Genomic DNA, 16,129 nt, shown 5'->3' with positions numbered 1-16,129 from the left:
TCTTGCCGCTGCCGCACCAGTGCCCTAAATGCCGCCGACTTGAGCCGGCTCGACCTGGCCCGACCTGGCGCATGATACAAGCCAAAGGCCTGCAGATCACCGCTCGGTCAGCTTCAACTCGATGCGGCGGTTCTTGTTGCGCGCCTCTTCGGTATCGGCGGGGTCGAGCGGCTGGAATTCGCCGAAGCCGGCCGCGACCAGCCGGTTGGCCGGCACGCCGTTCTCGATCAGGAACTTGACCACCGATGTCGAGCGCGCCGTCGACAATTCCCAATTGTCGCGGTAGCGGCCGGTGCCGGAGAGCGGCTTGTTGTCGGTGTGGCCGTCGACGCGCAGCACCCAGTTGATCTCCGGCGGGATTTCCTTTTGCAATTCGATGATGGCATCGGCGAGCTTCTTCATCTCGACCTTGCCGGCATCGTTGATCACCTCGGAGCCGGTCGGGAAAAGCACTTCCGACTGGAAGACGAAGCGGTCGCCGACGATGCGGATGTTCTCGCGGTCGGCAAGAATTTCACGTAAGCGGCCGAAGAAATCGGAGCGGTAGCGGTTTAGCTCCTGCACGCGTTGCGCCAGTGCGACGTTGAGGCGGCGGCCGAGATCGGCGATCTTGGTGTTGGATTGGCGGTCGCGCGTTTCGGACACGTCGAGCGCTTGTTCGAGCGCTGCGATCTGCCTGCGCAGCGCCGAAATCTGCTGGTTGAGGATCTCGACCTGGCTCAGCGCCTGCTGGCTGATCTGGCGCTGGCTGTCGAGCTCGCCGGAAAGTGCCGTCGCGCGCTGGTTGGCGGCATCGCCGGCATCGGCGCCTTGCGCCAGCAATTGCTCGAGCCGGCTCTTTTCCGCCTCCGATGCGGACAGCGATGCCTGCAAATTGGCAAGGGTGTCCTCCTTGTCCTGCGTCGTCGAGCGCTCCAGCGCCAGAAGCTGGGTCAACTCGTTGATCTGCGAATTGAGGCGGTTGAGCACCGTGTCCTTGCCGGAGATCTCGCGGCCGAGCAGGAACTGCGCCAGCACGAAAACCGTGAGCAGGAACATGATCGCCAACAGCAGCGTCGACAGCGCATCGACGAAGCCCGGCCAGTAATCGATGCGGCGGTCGGAGCGCCGGCCTCGTGCCAACGCCACGTCAATGCACTCCAGGCTTCTTCAAGGCGTCGGCGATCTTCTCCAGGGTGTTGCGCATCGCCTTCTGCTCGTCGGACTGGGCCTCGACCCAGTCGCGCATGATCTGCTGCTCCGAGCGCATGTTCTTGACCAGGCCGGAAATGCCGTCGGCGAGATTGGCCATGGCGGTGGCGACGCGCGGATTGGAGCCGCCGCCATTCTCCTGCAGAGTGCGCAGCTTTTCCGACAACAGCCGGATTTCCTCGGAGGGTTCGGTCTTGGCCGCGTCGGCAACGACGATGTCGGAGGACAGGTCGGTGACCGAGGACAGCCAGTTTTCGAGTTCGGTATAGAAGCGCGTCTGGGCGCGGCCGGCCTGCAGGTCGAGGAAGCCGAGCACCAGCGAGCCGGAGAGGCCGAACAGCGAGGACGAGAAGGCGGTGCCCATGCCGGCCAACGGAGCGGAAAGCCCCTGCTTCAGGGATTCGAGCACGGCCGCGGCATCGCCGGTGCCGGGATCGAGCGACTCGATGGTTTCGCGGATCGAGCCGATCGTGTTGAGCAGGCCCCAGAAGGTGCCGAGCAGGCCGAGGAACACCAGCAGTCCGACAAGGTAGCGCGACGTGTCGCGGCTTTCGTCGAGCCGGGTGGCGATCGAATCCAGCATGGTGCGCATCGAACTGGTCGAGAAAGCAATCGTCGAGGAGCGGCCGATCATCGCCTTCATCGGCGCCAGCAACACCGGTTCGGTGGTTTCGGAACCGGCGCGGAACGAGTTGACCCAGCGCACCTCGCGGAACAGCCGGCCGACCTGGACGAAGGCCAGCAGGATGCCGACCGCCAGCACGCCGATGATCAGGCCGTTGAGGCCGGGATTGGTGACGAAGGCGGTCGAGATCTGGCGGGTCAGGATGGCGGCGATGAAGGCCACGATGAACAGAAAGATCACCATGGTCAGCAGAAACACCTGCGGGCTCGACAATTTGTGCGGGTCGTAGATCAGAACGTCGGAGCGCCTGCCCATGCCGAAGGATCTGAGAAGAGTCATCCGTGCCCCGTTTCCGATGCCGTCGCCGCCGATCAATTTGTGTTTGCGACTCTAAACGGAATTGTGACGAAATTGAATGGCGCTTGGCAATATTGCCACTGTCCGCGACCGGAGGTCAAAGCCGGTTGATGACCAGGCAGTCGACCATGGCGGCCAGATGCAGGCCGGCGCCGGTGACGACAAAGCCATGCCACAGCGCATTGTGGAAGCGCAGGCCCTTCCAGGCGAAGAAGATCACGCCACAGGAGTAAACGATGCCGCCGGCAACGATGAGCGCGATCGATGTCGCCGGCAGCGTCCGCACGAGCGGCTCCACCAGAACGATACCGCTCCAGCCGATGGCTAGGTAGAAGACGATCGCCAGCCGGTCGAAACGGCCGGGAAGAAAGACCTTGATGGCGATGCCGACCGCCGCGGCGGTCCAGACCAGGACGATCATGGAAACGGCTAGCGGCGAGCCGCCGAGCTGGGCCAGGAAAGGCGTGTAGGTGGCAGCGATCAGCAGATAGATCGCGGCATGGTCGAAGCGCCGCAATATCCATTTTGCCGGCGACGACACCGGCCAGACATTGTAGGCCAGCGAAACCGACAGCACGGTGAGCAGCGAGACTACATAGAAGGCGGCGGCGACGTATTCGCCGGGGCCGGTTCGATAGGCGGCCAGTGCCAGCAGCGTCGAGCCGGCAGCGATCGCCAGCACGATGCCCACGGCGTGGACAATGCCGTCGGCGATGATCTCGGCGCGCGAGTAATGCCAGCGCCCCATAAAGGGAATGTCGAGCTGGGAGAGTTCGCTCTGGGGTTGGGGCCGGCTGTTCGTCATCGATGATCCTGCGCCACCTTATCTGGGCGGCCGCGGGACAGTATTTCAAGCTTTGGTTGCGGTTTTGCGACTGCGGCTGTTCAGCGCGGCGTGCCTCTATCAGCCGGCTGAGAGTGGCCTTTTGATAGTCTTCAACAGCGCGCGCTGGATGAGTTCGTTGCCGGCGACCAGTGAACCGGCGTTCAGCACATCCTGTCCCCCGGCGAAATCGGAGACGAAACCGCCCGCCTCGCGGATCAGCAAAATGCCGGCGGCGACATCCCAGGCCGACAGGCCGGTTTCCCAGAACCCGTCCATGCGGCCGGCGGCGACGTAGGCGAGATCGAGCGAGGCCGAGCCGAGACGGCGGACGCCAGAGACCTCGGCCATGACATTGCGCAACTCGATGAGGAAATTGCCGTGCTGGCCACGCCCGAGATGCGGCATGCCGCAGCCGATCACCGCATCGACCAGCTTGGTGCGGCCGGCGACGCGCAGCCGGCGGTCGTTCATGAAAGCGCCGCCGCCGCGCTCGGCGGTATAGAGCTCATCCATCGCCGGATTGTAGACGACGCCGGCGACGATCTGGCCCTGGCGCTCCAGCGCGATCGAAACGGCAAAGAGCGGAATGCCGTGCAGGAAATTGGTGGTGCCGTCGAGCGGGTCGACGATCCAGCGGTGCTGGCCGTCGTCGCCCTCGATTACGCCGCGTTCCTCCATCAGGAAGGCGTAGCCGGGCCGCGCCTTGGAGAGTTCGGCAAAGACGATGTCTTCGGCCTTGCGGTCGGCCTGGCTGACATAGTCGCCCGGCCCCTTCATCGAGACCTGCAGGTTCTGCACTTCGCCGAAGTCACGCGACAGCGAGCGGCCGGCCTTCATTGCGGCCTGGACCATGACATTGAGGATCGCGGAACGCGCCATTGCTGTTCTTCCTGTCGCTGCGCCTATTTGCCTTGACGCATGATCTTATCCAAAAAGTCTGCAACTCTTTGGGATCACGCCTTAGTCGGCGCGGCGCACGTAAGTGATTTCGTTGGTATCGACGATGATGCGCTCGCCCGAGCCGATGAACGGCGGCACCAGCACGCGGATGCCGTTTTCGAGTATCGCCGGCTTGTAGGACGAGGCTGCCGTCTGGCCCCTCACCACCGGGTCGGCCTCGGTGATGGTCAGCGTCACCTGGTCGGGCAGCGAAATGCCGATCGGCCTTTCGTCATAGAGCTGGACCGTCACCATCATGCCGTCCTGCAGGAAGGCGGCGCGATCGCCGACGAACTCCTTTTGCAATTCGAGCTGCTCGTAGCTTTCGGTGTCCATGAACACCAGCGCGTCGCCCTGCTCGTAGAGGAAGGAAAAATCCTTCAGATCGAGCCGGATCTGCTCGACCGTCTCGGCCGAACGGAAGCGCTCGTTGAGCTTGGTGCCGTTGATCAGATTCTTGAGTTCGACCTGGTTGTAGGCGCCGCCCTTGCCGGGCTTGACGGTGTTGGTCCTGACCGCCACCCAAAGGCCGCCATCGTGCTCGATGACGTTGCCGGGACGGATTTCGTTGCCATTGATCTTGGCCATGGTGAGGTGATCCGGAAATGAGATGATCGCCGCAAAGGGCAATTTGGCGCCTCCAAGACCACAAATCGCCAGCAGAGGCAAGGAGCGCCTTCCGATGAAGCGGGAACGAAGCTGGCCCGGCAGTGCGGCGTGGCGGCCTCAGTCCGCCCTGACAGTCGCGGTGACGGCCTCGGTCACTGCGTCGGCGACCTCTGTCAAAAGATGCAGGTGCGGCGACCGCAGGACGACAATTCGCAGCGACAGCTCGAGGCCGGGAGCATCGACCAGGGCAATGCCCTCCGGCAGCTTTTCCCGCAGCAGCCGCCTGGGTAGCAGACCAAGGCCTTGGCCTCGACGAACCCAGTCGATCTGCAGCGCGCTGTCCTGAATCTCGGCGCCGACAGTCAATCTGTTCCCGCCCTCGGCAAGGGCAGCCGCCAGCCGCCGGCGCGCGTCGCAAGGCTCAGGGCTGAGGATCCAGGGCATGGTCTTGACGTCGGCTTGCCGGCTGGTGTTTTCGGCAGCGATGATGCCGAGGGGCTCGGTTCCGACAACGCCGTCTCTAGTTTTGGAATTGCTGCCGTCCAGGATGAAGGCGAGGTCGAGCTGTCCGCGCTTGTGCTGGTCGGCCAGCTCAAGACTCCAGCCGCTCTTCAGACGCAGCGAGACCTTCGGAAACCGCGCCACGGCATCACCAATGGCGGCGGCCACGGCTTTGTCGCAAAGTCCATGCGCGAGGCCGAGCCGCAGCAGGCCCTCCGGCTCGTCGCCCTTGGCGAATGTTCTCAGCGCGGCGACGGCGGCGAGAATTTCCTTGCCGCGTGCCAGCACCTCTACGCCGGCCGGGGTCAGTCGCGACGGCTTTAGCCGGCGGTCGAGCAATTCCGTGCCGAGCATCTCCTCCAGCCGCTGGATCTGGCGGGTGACGGCCGGCTGCGTCAATGGCAGGCGTTGCGCCACCTTCTGAATCGAACCCTCCTCGGCAAAGAGGGCCAGTGTTTTCAGTTCTTCAAGCACGACACACCCGAACATGTCAGAGAAGCATAATTATCCTGAACATTATGAATTTGAAATCCAATGGATGGCAAGCGATTTTCTTCCGGCAGGACCCAGCTGGAAAGGAACGACGATGAAGGCGATCGAATTACAAAGCCCGGGCGGCCTCGAGAGCCTCAGAATGGTCGAGCGGCCGATGCCTGAGCCAGGGCGCCAGGAGATGATTGTGAAGGTCAAGGCGACGGCGCTGAACTTCCGCGATGCCGAGATCGTTCGCGGCAGCTATCACACGAAGTTTGCATTGCCGCTGGTGCCGCTGTCGGACGGCGTCGGCGAAGTCGTTGCCATCGGCGCCGAGGTCAGCCGGTTCAAGATCGGCGACCGGGTCTGCGGCACGTTCTGGCAGCGCTGGGTCGGCGGCAGTTTCGCCATGGCCGAGCCATCCTATCAACGTGGCGGCCCGATCGACGGGCTGCTCAGCGAATTTGCCCGGCTCGACGAACAGGCGGCGGTGCTGGCGCCGGCCAATCTGAGCGACCTCGAGGCGGCGACGCTGCCATGCGCCGGCGTGACGGCATGGCATGCGCTGTTTACGGAGGGCAGCGTCAAACCCGGCGACACCGTGCTTTGCCTCGGCACCGGCGGCGTTTCGCTGTTTGCGGTGCAGTTCGCCGCCGCTGCCGGGGCGCGCGTCATCGTGACGTCGAGCAGCGACGAGAAGCTTGCGCGGGCAAAGCAACTTGGCGCGCAGGATGGCGTGAACTATCGCAGCGTCCCCGATTGGGCATCGGCCGTGCTGGGATTGACGGATGGCCGCGGCGCCGACCATATCATCGAGGTTGGTGGACCGCAGAGTTTTCCACAATCGCTGAGGGCAGCGGCGCGCGGCGCCCAGATCAACGTCATCGGCTATCTCGGCGGCAGTGACGGCGCCATCAACCCGCTCGACATCTTCCGCCGGCAGGTCCGGGCGCGAGGCATACCGGTGGGCTCACGCGAATCCTTCGAGGCGATGAACCGCGCCATTGTCGTCAACCGGTTGAGACCGGTGATCGACCGGGTCGTGCCATGGAGCCGGGCCGCCGAAGCCTTTCGGTACCTTGAACACGGCTCGCCCTTCGGCAAGGTCGTGCTCGATCATACGCAATGAGCCCGCCTGACGAGCCCGGTGCGATGAGTCGCGAGACCGCGGTCAGGGCAGGCGGTTGGCCCGTTGCAGCGCCTGCTGCGTCTGCTCGTCGGTCAGGCCCTGCAGGAAATCGTCCATCTCTTGGTCGATGAGCCCGGCGCGGCGGGCGACAACATACCAGGCGCCGGCTAGGATCAGATCCGGATCGGTGCCGATGCCGTTCATGTAGAGCTTGGCGAGACGGTTCTGGGCGGCGACATTGCCGCCTTCTGCGGCCTGCTTCATCCAGTTGAAGCCGGATTTCAGGTCGCGGGCGCCGCCGCGCCCCTCGATCATCCAGGTTGCGAGATCGATCTGTGCGGTGTCGTAGTTCTGCCGCGCGGCCTGTGCCAGCAGGCCGCGGGCGCGGACATCGTCGCGCGGCTTGCCGCCGGCGCCGTTGGCGTAGACCTGTGCCATCGCATATTGTGCGTCGGCAAGCCCGGTCGCGGCAGCGCGCTCGTAATAGGATACGGCTTTGGCAATCCCGGCATCGCCGGGCTCCTGTTCGACCATCAGTTGCGCAAAATTGAACTGCGCCAGGCGGTTGCCGGCCTCGGCGGCGGCCTGCATCAGCGCATAGGCCTCCTTCTCGTCCTTTTTGACGTAGCGGCCGTCGAGCAGCATCAGCGCATACTGGAATTGAGATTCCGGGACGCCCTGCTCGGCGGCAAGCGCATACCACTTCGCCGCCCCTGCCGCGTCGACCGGCACGCCGAGGCCGCGCGACAATATTTCGGCCACCAGCGTCTGTGCCGCCGGATCGCCGTTTTGAGCGCGCGAAAGCGCAAGGTTGTAGGCCGTCTTGTAGAGTCCGCGCTGAAAGGCGCCGTAGGCAGCGTCGGACGGCTTTGCGCCGAAGCGGTCGGGGTTGATGGTGTCGGCCGACGGCAACGGGGCGGTGGTGGCGGGCTGCGGCAATTGTGCGGCGATCGGCTTGTCGGCAGGTTCGCTGGAATCCGGCCTGGGCTGCGGCAGAGGAACGGGTTCCGCCGCAATCGCCTGCGTCACGGCCGTTGCGAGAAAGGCGCTGAAAAGGATTTTCCGCGAGAGCACGTCAGTCCTCGAAGCGCGGCGCGGTTTCGTCGAGCAGCGCGTTGGCGGCGGCGACCGCCATCTTCGGATCGACGCCCTCGGCGAAGACGGCGCTGGACAGCGCCACGAATTCGGCGCCGGTGGCGGCGACCGCTTCCACCGAGGCAAGATCCGATCCGGCCATGACGATGCAGGGGATCTGGATGACGTCCGCCCACCATTGCCCGAGCGACAGGTTGCGCGGGTGCGGCTCAGGCTTGTTGTCGTAGCCGAAACGGCCGAAGAAAATGTAATCAGGCCTGACCTCGCCGAGTTCCAGCGCATCGTCGCGGGTCTTGGCGCCGCCGGTGCCGACCATCATCCTGGCCTGGAAGTGTTCGATCGTTTCGGCGAGCTCGTCCTTGCCGACCTCGACATGAATGCCGTCGGCCTGGACGCGGCCGGCGATGCGGGTGTCGCCGGCAATGATGACGGCAATGCCGGCCGCTTGCGCCACCGGCACGATCTGCTCGGCAAAGGCTTGGAAAGAGGCCTCGTCCATACCGTTTTCCGGCAGGATAAGCGAGGCGACGTCACCGCCGTCGAAAGCCGCGGCGATGCGCTCGGCCGGCACGTTCGGCGGCGCGATCAGCACGATGCGGCAGCGATTGGACGGCGTTGCGTCATTCATTGGTGTTCGATCCCGGTTATCGCCTATGCCGGGCGAAGATGGTTGCATTGCGGCATAGACCAAAGTGCGGGGATTGAACAGGCGGCAGGGGGATCACGTTTGCCGTCAACGATTCCATAGGGCTCGGCGCATGGCTGCCGTTGGCCGAAATTCTCCTCGCCTGGTCGCTTGCGGCCCTACGCAGGCACCTTCGATTTCCACAGCGACCAGCCGAGATTCATGCCGGCGGCGGCGACCAGGATGGCGGCGGCGCCGACGATCTGCGCCGGATGCAGCCGGTGGCCGAAGGCGACGACATCGACGAGGATGGCGACGACGGGATAGATAAAGGACAGCGATCCCTGCAGATGCGTCGGCAGCTTCTGGATGGCGCCGTACATGAGGATGTACATCAGGCCGGTATGGACGATGCCGAGTGTCGCCAGCATGACCCAGCTCCGCGCATCGACGGGAAGGTGGGTGAGATTGGCGAAGGGTGCCAGCATGAGAACGCCGACGCAGACCTGGATCAGGGCGATCAGGTGCGGCGGCGTGCCTTTGAGCTTCTTGGTGACGATAGCCGCAACGGCCCAGAAGAAAGCCGCGGCCAGCGCCATCGCAATGCCGGTAAAGTAATCCGTACCATGATCGCCTGCATCGGGCGCGGCCTGCACGATCAGCAGCATGCCGGCGAAGGCGATGCCGAGCCAGGTCAGCTTGGTCATCGTCAGCCGTTCGGAGAAGAAGAGCGCGCCAAAACCCACCAGCATGAAGGGCTGCGTGTTGTAAACGGCCGTGGCGATCGAGATCGACGCGCGGGAAAACGCGCTGAACAGCAACAGCCAGTTGATAACGATGGCAGCACCGCCGAGCGCCGCGATCGCGACGATGCGAAGCGACAGCCTGCCGCGCAGCAGTCCCAGCGCCGCGCAGATGATCAGCAGCGTTACCGTCCCGAAAGCACAGCGCCAGAACACCACGTCCATGATAGGTTGGCCGGAAAGGACGACGAACCAGCCGATCGTGCCGAGGATCGCCATCGCCGCCGTCATTTCGATCGTGCCGCGTACCGTGTTGTCCATGGATGCTCCTGAAACCCGTTGAGATTTTATAATCCCACAGCGGATCGGGTCTTTCCATGACTTCTAGCTGGTGATATGCAGGACGAACCTCATTAAATTAGGTAAATATCGGCTTTTTCTTGGAATTGTAAAATGCTGGACGAGCTCGATAGAAAGCTCCTCGATATCGTGGTCAAGGATTCACGGACCTCGCTGAAGGAACTGGCGCTGCAGGTCGGGTTGTCGTCACCAAGCGTTTCGGAGCGGCTTCGGCGGCTAGAGGATCGCGGCGTCATCCGCGCGTTCACCATCGACATCGATCCGCAGGCGCTCGGCTACGCCTTGCAGGCGATCGTTCGCATCCGGCCATTGCCGGGCAAGCTGCACATCGTCCAGAAGCTGATCGAGGAAATCCCGGAATTCGGCGAATGCGACAAGGTGACGGGCGATGACTGCTTCGTTGCCCGGCTGTTCGTCCGCTCGATCGGCGAGCTCGACGGGATTCTCGACCGCATCGCCGACAAGGCCGAAACCAGCACCGCCATCATCAAGGCGCAGCCGATCCGCAGACGCCCGCCGCCGCTCGACATGCCAAACATGTGACGGGTTTCGGTGGCGTGGCCCACATATTTGCGGTCGCCGTCTGGCCATTTCTGGTCTATTCCAGAGTTCAACCTTCCCTCCAGCGTCCCTTCCCCATGTCAGGCCTGCTCGTCGATCCCTGGTTCTATGCCGCGGCCATTCCGGCCGTCATCCTCGTCGGCCTGTCGAAAGGCGGCTTCGGCGGCGCCGTCGGCTTTGTCGGCGTGCCGTTGATGGCGCTGACCATGCCGCCGGTTCAGGCTGCCGCAATTCTTCTGCCAATTCTGTGCCTGATGGACATTGTCTCGGTGTGGACGTGGTGGGGCATCTTCGACCGCAAGATGCTGGCCGACATGATGCCGGGCGCCGTGATCGGCATTGCCCTTGGCTGGCTGACGGCGGCACTTGTAACCGAAGAGATGGTGCGGCTGATCGTCGGCGCGGTTGCCCTGATCTTCGTGCTGCGCTGGCTCTATTTGCAACTCCGCCACGGTGCCGGCCACGCGGCGGAGCCCAACCGCGTCGCCGCCGGCTTCTGGGGAACCGTTGCCGGGTTCACCAGCTTCGTCGCCCATGTCGGTGGCCCGCCTTTTCAGGTCTATGCGCTGCCGATCAGGCTCGATCCGAAGGTGCTGTCGGGCACCGCGGCGATCTTTTTCGCCGTCACCAATGCGCTGAAGCTCATCCCCTATTTCGCGCTCGGCCAGTTCGACACCACCAATTTGACCGCGTCGGCGGTGCTGATGCCGCTGGCGCCGCTGTCGACAGTCGCCGGCGCCTGGCTGGTGCGGCGGATGCGGCCGGAGCTGTTCTATCCCTTTACCTATGCGACCGTGGCGGTCGTCGCGGTCAAGCTTCTGTGGGACGGCATCGCCGGCCTCCTGTAAGACGGCGGCCCCATTCTGCCGCCGCCGGATTCCTTACACCTCAGGCGGCACTCGGCAGCAGCTGCCGCGTCCTGCCAAGCGCCAGGGCAATGCCGGTTGCCAGTACGAACGCCATGCAGCCCAGAATGGTGATGTCGTGCAGCGTCGGCTTCAGCACCATGTCCGCGATGATCACCAGCATCACCGAATAGTCGAAGCGCGCGGCGCTGAGGACGCGCTGGCCCTGGGCAAGCACTGCCGGCGTCACGCCCTCCTTGGCGATCATGCCTGCCATGCGGTCGGCAGTCGGCTTGAAGATGAACATGCCGATGCAGAAGGTCGTCGCATAACCGGCAAGGCCGATCAGCACCCACAGATCGGAAAAGCCGACCCAAAAGCCGCACATGATGAGGCCGAAGAGCAACGTTAGCATCGACATCGGCGCGAAGAACCGGTTGCCGAGCTCGCCGGTGGCGCGCATCGCCTGCAGCATGCCTTCGACGTTTCCAGCGCGGTCGGCGCGTACCGCGAGCAGCATCAGCGTGAAGCCGCCGCCGACCCAGAGGATCGCCGAGACGATGTGCAGAAATTTAACGGCCGAGTACCAGTCCATTGTTCGCTCCTTGAGAGATTGTCATGATTGCCGGAGCGCAAGGTTTGCTCCGCCTCGTTGCGAGGAACGGGCGTTTAGCGCGGCGCCTGTTTCGGAACGATGTCGCGCGCAGCGCCGTTTTGTTTCGGTAAGCCGGTCACCATTTGGAGGAAACCATGGCGCAAGCGTCGCCCCCACTTTCCAGCCGGTGGTGTGAACGGCGCCGTGGCCAGTCAGCTGTGCTGTTACGGCACAGTTGCTGGGCGCTTGATCGAAAAATATGCCCCGCGTTAAGGCTTCGTTAAGCTTTACAGGCGTTTACTATGTCCATCCAGTGATCTGGATTCTTACCGAGTGGTTGGAGCCACTTTGTTTGACGCCTCCCTGTTAAACTCCTGAGAGCCGCCTTATCCGCGGCTCTTTTTTTGTCCGCCGGCATGGGCGTCCTTCCGGCTAAATGCGGCCGTTAACCGTTTGTTAAACATGTGCTTGCCTTCGCTGGCAGCGAAGCGCATTTTCAAGCTTCAGTCGTTTAGGCTGCCGGATATGGCGGCCAAGAGCCGAATCGGGCGGCTGTCAGGCAAGTGCAGGGGCGTAGCGATGAACGAGCCTTCGAAGGCGAGCGCGAAAACCATCAAGCTGGCGGAGCGCCGGGTTTTCTCCCAATCCTTCAAGCCGCTCTATCAGGAAGGCATGGGCCTGGTCGAGCAGGCCGCCGAATATCTCGACGGCAAGGGCCGCGCCGAGGCCAAGAAGCTGTCGAGGCTGGCGGCGACGCTTTATGCGGCCGAATCGATGCGGCTGACCACCAGGCTGATGCAGGTCGCCTCGTGGCTGCTTTTGCAGCGGGCGGCGAATTCCGGCGAGATGACCCGCGATCAGGTGGCCTCAGAAAAATCCAAGGTGCGTCTCGATACCGCCTCCGCGCATGAGGAGGCGCCCGGCTGGGCCGAGCTGCCGACGGATTTCATCGATCTCGTCAACCGCTCGCTGCGCCTGCAGGCGCTGGTGCGCCGCATGGACGAGGAGATCTACGGCGGCCTCGCCGAGGTGCCGCCGTCGAGCCGTCGCGTCAATCCGGTGTCGGACCAGATCACGCTGCTCAACACGGCTTTCGCCCGCGGCTGAGAGAACGTTTCATAATTCTACTCCGGCGGCCATCTAGACTAACCGCGAAGGGATGGGCTCGCGATCATCAGGCGGGGAGAATCACGCAGCAGCAGGCGCGATCCGACCTCCACGATAGACCTGATCGCTGGGAGCAGCTCCTGCCCCAATGACGTCAGCTCATACTCCACGGTCGGCGGCGATGTCGGCATCACGTGGCGTGCGAGGACGCCGCGCTCCGCGAGATCGCGCAACCTGCCGGTCAGCACCTTCGCCGAAATGGCTGGGATATCGCGGCGCAATTCGGAGAACCGGCGCGGGCCGTCGCTCAAGGACCAGAGCACCTCGGGTGTCCAGCACCCGCCAAGCAGCGCCATGCACCTCGACATGGGGCAGCCGGGAAGCTCCTTCACCTTCGTTCGCATCCTGAGGACCATCGCGCATCTTCCGTGGGAGTTTCCAGTTGGTTACCGGAAAATGATGGTAACTACAAGATACGTGGTTTCCGAGGGTAACGAGAGCCGCTATCTGAGGCTCTCAATCCATCCAACCACGAAATGGACAGAACGATGTACGCAATAACTGGAGCAACAGGACAGCTTGGCCGTCTCGTGATCGACGCACTGCTGAAGACAGTTCCGGCCAGCCGGATCGTTGCGGCGGTTCGTGATCCGGCAAAGGCCCGCGATCTTGTCCAACGCGGCGTAGTCGTGCGGGAGGCGGACTATAATCGTCCCGACACGCTCCCGATGGCGCTGGCCGGCGTCGATAGACTGCTGCTGATTTCCTCGACCGAAGTCAGCGGCCGCTTGCCGCAGCATCGGTCAGTGATCAAGGCCGCCCAACGGGTGGGGGTTTCGCTGATCGCTTACACAAGCATGCTGCATGCGGACACGTCTCCCGCGAGGCTCGCGGTCGAACATCGGCAGACGGAGGAGGTCATCGCGGCCTCCGGCCTACCCGCCGTCATCCTGCGCAACGGCTGGTACACCGAGAACCATCTGATGGCACTCCCGGCGGCTCTGGAGCACGGCGCCTTCATCGGCGCCGCAAATGAGGGGCGCTTCTCGTCCGCGGCGCGGCAGGATTATGCCGAGGCCGCGGCCGTGGTGCTGACGAGCGAGGATCAAGTAGGGAGGACTTACGAGCTCGCCGCGGACCAAGCCTTCACGCTCGCCGAGCTTGCGGCGAAGGTCTCGCGGCAATCGGGCAAGGCGATCGCCTACAACGATCTTGCCGGGGCGGCCTATGAGGGTGCGTTGACAGGCGCCGGGCTGCCCGCCGATCTCGCCGCTATCCTGGCCGATGCCGACATTGCAGCCTCACGCGGAGCGTTGTTCGATGACGGCGGCGCCATGAGCCGGCTGATCGGTCGACCGACAACGCCACTGGAGAGCGTCGTTGCGGCAGCATTGCGCGGTTGAAACCGAGATGGCTGTCACATCCGCCAAAGGATCAGAGGACCGTCTGTCGCTCGCGCCAACAGTTATTCAAACGACTAGACTAGCGCAGCCTTCTGCGCTTCCGGTGCTCGCGTACTTATGTACGCTCCGCTCCGGTTCTCGAAAACCACGCTATCTGTCTCGCCAGAGCGAATTCTCAAACATTCTCTAAACCAGACTCGGTTGCTGTTTCTGGTTTGTTCACATTTCGCTGGCATCGCTGCTCGCCGGGGTTAAAGTTGGCGGATGGGGGAAGCGATTCGCATCATCGGGATCGATCCGGGGCTTAGGCGCACCGGCTGGGGCATCGTCGAGAGCCTCGGCAATTCGCTGCGCTTCGTCGCCTCCGGCACGGTACGGTCCGATGACAAGGCCGCGCTGGCGGTGCGTCTTTGCCAGTTGCATGACGGGCTCGCCGAGATCCTGCATGCCGCGATGCCGCACGAGGCGGCGGTCGAGCAAACTTTCGTCAACAAGGACGCCGCGGCGACGCTGAAACTCGGCCAGGCACGCGGCATCGCCATGCTGGTGCCGGCGCGTGCCGGCCTTGTCGTTGCCGAATATGCGCCAAACGCCGTCAAAAAGGCGGTGATCGGCGTCGGCCATGGCGACAAGAAGCAGATCCACATGATGGTCAAGGTGCTGATGCCGAAGGCGACTTTCGACAGCGATGACGCCGCCGACGCGCTGGCTATCGCCATCTGTCACGCGCATCACCGGCAGAGCATCGCCTACAGGATGGCGGCGCTGGCCGGATAAGTATGTTCTTGACTTGTTCTCCAGTGGGCAATAAGTAATACCAACGAGGTATTACCATGCGCGTTACCACCAAGGGCCAAGTGACCATCCCGAAGGAAATACGGGATCATCTGGGTATCGGCCCGGGCTCGGAGGTGGAGTTCGTCCCCACCGAGGACGGCGCTCGTGTCATAGCCGTCGACGAAAACATGTCGGAGGAGGAAGCCTCGCGCAGATTCAGCCAGATGCTCGATCGTATGGCCGGTACGCTGGATCTGGGAGGCTTGACGGCGGATGAATATGTGGAATGGCTGAGGGGCCCACGTGAAGATCTCGACATTGATTGACACAAATGTCTTGATCGACGTTTGGGGTCCTGCCGGACGGGAGACGAAATGGTCGGCATCCGCGATTACCGCATGCCGGCGCGACGGCGCACTCGTAATCAATGCAATCGTCTGGTCCGAGCTCGCGCCGTTGATTGCGACCGAACAGGCTCTTCGTCAAGCAGCCGACATGCTCAAGATGGATCGCGAATTTCTGCCGTGGGAAGCAGCCTTCCTCGCTGGTGTCACGCACTCGCGCTATCGCCGCGCCGGCGGCATTCGCGAACGAACCTTGCCGGATTTCTTTATTGGAGCCCATGCGGTTGTCGCTGGGCATCGCCTGCTGACGCGCAATGCTGCGCGCTATCGCGGCTATTTCCCGGACCTCGATATCATCTCTCCGGAAACCCACCCGGCATGATCGGCACGCTCAAATGATCGGCAAGCTAAAAGGCACGCTGGATGAGATCGACGAGGATTTCTGCATCGTCGACGTGCATGGCGTCGGCTATGTCGCCTACTGCTCGGCGCGCACGCTGGCGGCATTGCCGCGACCGGGCGAGGCGGTCGTGCTGTTCATCGAGACCTATGTGCGCGAGGACATGCTGCGGCTCTATGGGTTCCAGTCGGTGCTGGAGCGCGAATGGTTCCGGCTGTTGATGAACAATGTGCAAGGCGTCGGCGCCAAGGTGGCGCTGGCAATCCTGTCGACGCTGGCGCCGGCCGATCTCGCCAACGCGATTGCGCTGCGCGATATCGCCATGGTCAGTCGTGCTCCCGGCGTCGGCAAGAAGGTGGCCGAGCGCATCGTCACCGAATTGAAGAACAAGGCGCCGGCCTATGCGGGCACTGCCTCCGGCACAATCGGCCTGAAGCAGGAGCTCGGCGAGGGCGTCGCCTCGGCGCCGATTACCGACGCCGTCTCGGCGCTGGTCAATCTCGGCTATTCGCGCGACACCGCCGCCAATGCGGTGGCGGCGGCGCTGAAGACGGCAGGCGAGGAGGCGGACGCGTCGAAGCTGATCCGCTTCGGGCTGAAGGAGCTGGCACGGTGAGACGTTG

Annotated in this window: 20 protein-coding genes; 9 read left to right on the top strand and 11 right to left on the bottom strand. The window is 63.4% G+C overall.

Going from position 1 to position 16,129, the window contains the following annotated elements; translation table 11 throughout:
- Positions 1-96 precede the first annotated feature (96 nt).
- The 6 genes from NKI58_RS02260 to NKI58_RS02235 form a co-directional block, all read right to left on the bottom strand.
- A complete protein-coding gene (locus NKI58_RS02260; protein WP_352783105.1) occupies positions 97-1,128 on the bottom strand; it encodes a peptidoglycan -binding protein in 1,032 nt (343 codons plus the stop codon).
- Position 1,129: 1 nt separating this feature from the next.
- On the bottom strand, positions 1,130-2,155 hold the full coding sequence (locus NKI58_RS02255; RefSeq protein WP_023678019.1) for a MotA/TolQ/ExbB proton channel family protein: 1,026 nt from the start codon (positions 2,153-2,155) through the stop codon (positions 1,130-1,132).
- A 115-nt stretch (positions 2,156-2,270) separates the two neighbouring features.
- Positions 2,271-2,978, bottom strand: a complete 708-nt coding sequence (trhA, locus tag NKI58_RS02250) for a PAQR family membrane homeostasis protein TrhA (protein WP_023678018.1) — start codon at positions 2,976-2,978, stop codon at positions 2,271-2,273.
- 99 nt (positions 2,979-3,077) lie between these two features.
- Positions 3,078-3,878: an inositol monophosphatase family protein gene (locus NKI58_RS02245; RefSeq protein ID WP_023678017.1), complete on the bottom strand. Its 801-nt coding sequence runs from the start codon at positions 3,876-3,878 to the stop codon at positions 3,078-3,080.
- An 81-nt stretch (positions 3,879-3,959) separates the two neighbouring features.
- Complete coding sequence (efp, locus tag NKI58_RS02240; protein ID WP_023678016.1) at positions 3,960-4,526, bottom strand: elongation factor P; 567 nt, start codon at positions 4,524-4,526, stop codon at positions 3,960-3,962.
- A gap of 138 nt (positions 4,527-4,664) precedes the next feature.
- Complete coding sequence (locus NKI58_RS02235; RefSeq protein ID WP_352783108.1) at positions 4,665-5,522, bottom strand: LysR family transcriptional regulator; 858 nt, start codon at positions 5,520-5,522, stop codon at positions 4,665-4,667.
- A gap of 112 nt (positions 5,523-5,634) precedes the next feature.
- On the opposite strand from NKI58_RS02235, the gene NKI58_RS02230 reads away from it, so the two are divergent.
- The gene (locus tag NKI58_RS02230; protein ID WP_352783111.1) at positions 5,635-6,651 is read left to right on the top strand and encodes a zinc-dependent alcohol dehydrogenase family protein; all 1,017 of its coding nucleotides are present in this window, start codon (positions 5,635-5,637) and stop codon (positions 6,649-6,651) included.
- Positions 6,652-6,693: 42 nt separating this feature from the next.
- Here NKI58_RS02230 and NKI58_RS02225 read toward each other — a convergent pair whose 3' ends face one another.
- The 3 genes from NKI58_RS02225 to NKI58_RS02215 all read right to left on the bottom strand — a co-directional run bounded on the left by NKI58_RS02225 (position 6,694) and on the right by NKI58_RS02215 (position 9,435).
- The gene (locus NKI58_RS02225) at positions 6,694-7,725 is read right to left on the bottom strand and encodes a tetratricopeptide repeat protein (protein WP_023678013.1); all 1,032 of its coding nucleotides are present in this window, start codon (positions 7,723-7,725) and stop codon (positions 6,694-6,696) included.
- Between the two features lies 1 nt (position 7,726).
- Complete coding sequence (locus NKI58_RS02220; RefSeq protein ID WP_352783114.1) at positions 7,727-8,374, bottom strand: thiamine phosphate synthase; 648 nt, start codon at positions 8,372-8,374, stop codon at positions 7,727-7,729.
- A gap of 176 nt (positions 8,375-8,550) precedes the next feature.
- The gene (locus tag NKI58_RS02215) at positions 8,551-9,435 is read right to left on the bottom strand and encodes a DMT family transporter (protein WP_352767607.1); all 885 of its coding nucleotides are present in this window, start codon (positions 9,433-9,435) and stop codon (positions 8,551-8,553) included.
- Positions 9,436-9,567: 132 nt separating this feature from the next.
- Here NKI58_RS02215 and NKI58_RS02210 point away from each other — a divergent pair, with 132 nt between their 5' ends.
- Together NKI58_RS02210 and NKI58_RS02205 are read left to right on the top strand one after the other, a co-directional pair.
- A complete protein-coding gene (locus NKI58_RS02210) occupies positions 9,568-10,017 on the top strand; it encodes an Lrp/AsnC family transcriptional regulator (RefSeq protein WP_352783120.1) in 450 nt (149 codons plus the stop codon).
- A gap of 95 nt (positions 10,018-10,112) precedes the next feature.
- The gene (locus NKI58_RS02205; RefSeq protein ID WP_352826487.1) at positions 10,113-10,883 is read left to right on the top strand and encodes a sulfite exporter TauE/SafE family protein; all 771 of its coding nucleotides are present in this window, start codon (positions 10,113-10,115) and stop codon (positions 10,881-10,883) included.
- 40 nt (positions 10,884-10,923) lie between these two features.
- On the opposite strand, the gene NKI58_RS02200 is transcribed toward NKI58_RS02205, so the two are convergent.
- Entirely contained in the window at positions 10,924-11,475 is a 552-nt protein-coding gene (locus NKI58_RS02200; RefSeq protein ID WP_352589973.1) for a DUF2269 family protein, read from the bottom strand.
- A 579-nt stretch (positions 11,476-12,054) separates the two neighbouring features.
- Between NKI58_RS02200 and rcdA the strand changes: the two genes are divergently transcribed.
- Entirely contained in the window at positions 12,055-12,582 is a 528-nt protein-coding gene (rcdA, locus tag NKI58_RS02195; protein ID WP_352574712.1) for a protease adaptor protein RcdA, read from the top strand.
- A gap of 38 nt (positions 12,583-12,620) precedes the next feature.
- Here the strand turns inward: rcdA and NKI58_RS02190 are convergent, their stop codons facing one another.
- On the bottom strand, positions 12,621-12,938 hold the full coding sequence (locus tag NKI58_RS02190; RefSeq protein WP_352826488.1) for a winged helix-turn-helix transcriptional regulator: 318 nt from the start codon (positions 12,936-12,938) through the stop codon (positions 12,621-12,623).
- 192 nt (positions 12,939-13,130) lie between these two features.
- On the opposite strand from NKI58_RS02190, the gene NKI58_RS02185 reads away from it, so the two are divergent.
- The 5 genes from NKI58_RS02185 to ruvA all read left to right on the top strand — a co-directional run bounded on the left by NKI58_RS02185 (position 13,131) and on the right by ruvA (position 16,122).
- Positions 13,131-13,985, top strand: a complete 855-nt coding sequence (locus tag NKI58_RS02185) for an SDR family oxidoreductase (RefSeq protein WP_352826489.1) — start codon at positions 13,131-13,133, stop codon at positions 13,983-13,985.
- A gap of 264 nt (positions 13,986-14,249) precedes the next feature.
- Complete coding sequence (gene ruvC / locus NKI58_RS02180) at positions 14,250-14,762, top strand: crossover junction endodeoxyribonuclease RuvC (protein WP_023678004.1); 513 nt, start codon at positions 14,250-14,252, stop codon at positions 14,760-14,762.
- Positions 14,763-14,818: 56 nt separating this feature from the next.
- The gene (locus NKI58_RS02175) at positions 14,819-15,088 is read left to right on the top strand and encodes an AbrB/MazE/SpoVT family DNA-binding domain-containing protein (RefSeq protein ID WP_352589970.1); all 270 of its coding nucleotides are present in this window, start codon (positions 14,819-14,821) and stop codon (positions 15,086-15,088) included.
- Positions 15,066-15,488: a type II toxin-antitoxin system VapC family toxin gene (locus NKI58_RS02170; protein ID WP_023678002.1), complete on the top strand. Its 423-nt coding sequence runs from the start codon at positions 15,066-15,068 to the stop codon at positions 15,486-15,488. The genes NKI58_RS02175 and NKI58_RS02170 overlap by 23 nt, the downstream gene beginning before the upstream one ends.
- 13 nt (positions 15,489-15,501) lie before the next feature.
- Positions 15,502-16,122, top strand: a complete 621-nt coding sequence (gene ruvA / locus NKI58_RS02165; RefSeq protein ID WP_023678001.1) for a Holliday junction branch migration protein RuvA — start codon at positions 15,502-15,504, stop codon at positions 16,120-16,122.
- The last annotated feature ends 7 nt before the right edge of the window (positions 16,123-16,129 follow it).

Origin of the sequence: Mesorhizobium sp. M0522, from assembly GCF_040321085.1 — a bacterium.
In the GTDB taxonomy this organism is placed as follows: Bacteria; Pseudomonadota; Alphaproteobacteria; order Rhizobiales; family Rhizobiaceae; genus Mesorhizobium.
Note: the sequence above shows the minus strand (reverse complement) of the source record. Positions and strands in the feature narration are given on the sequence as shown.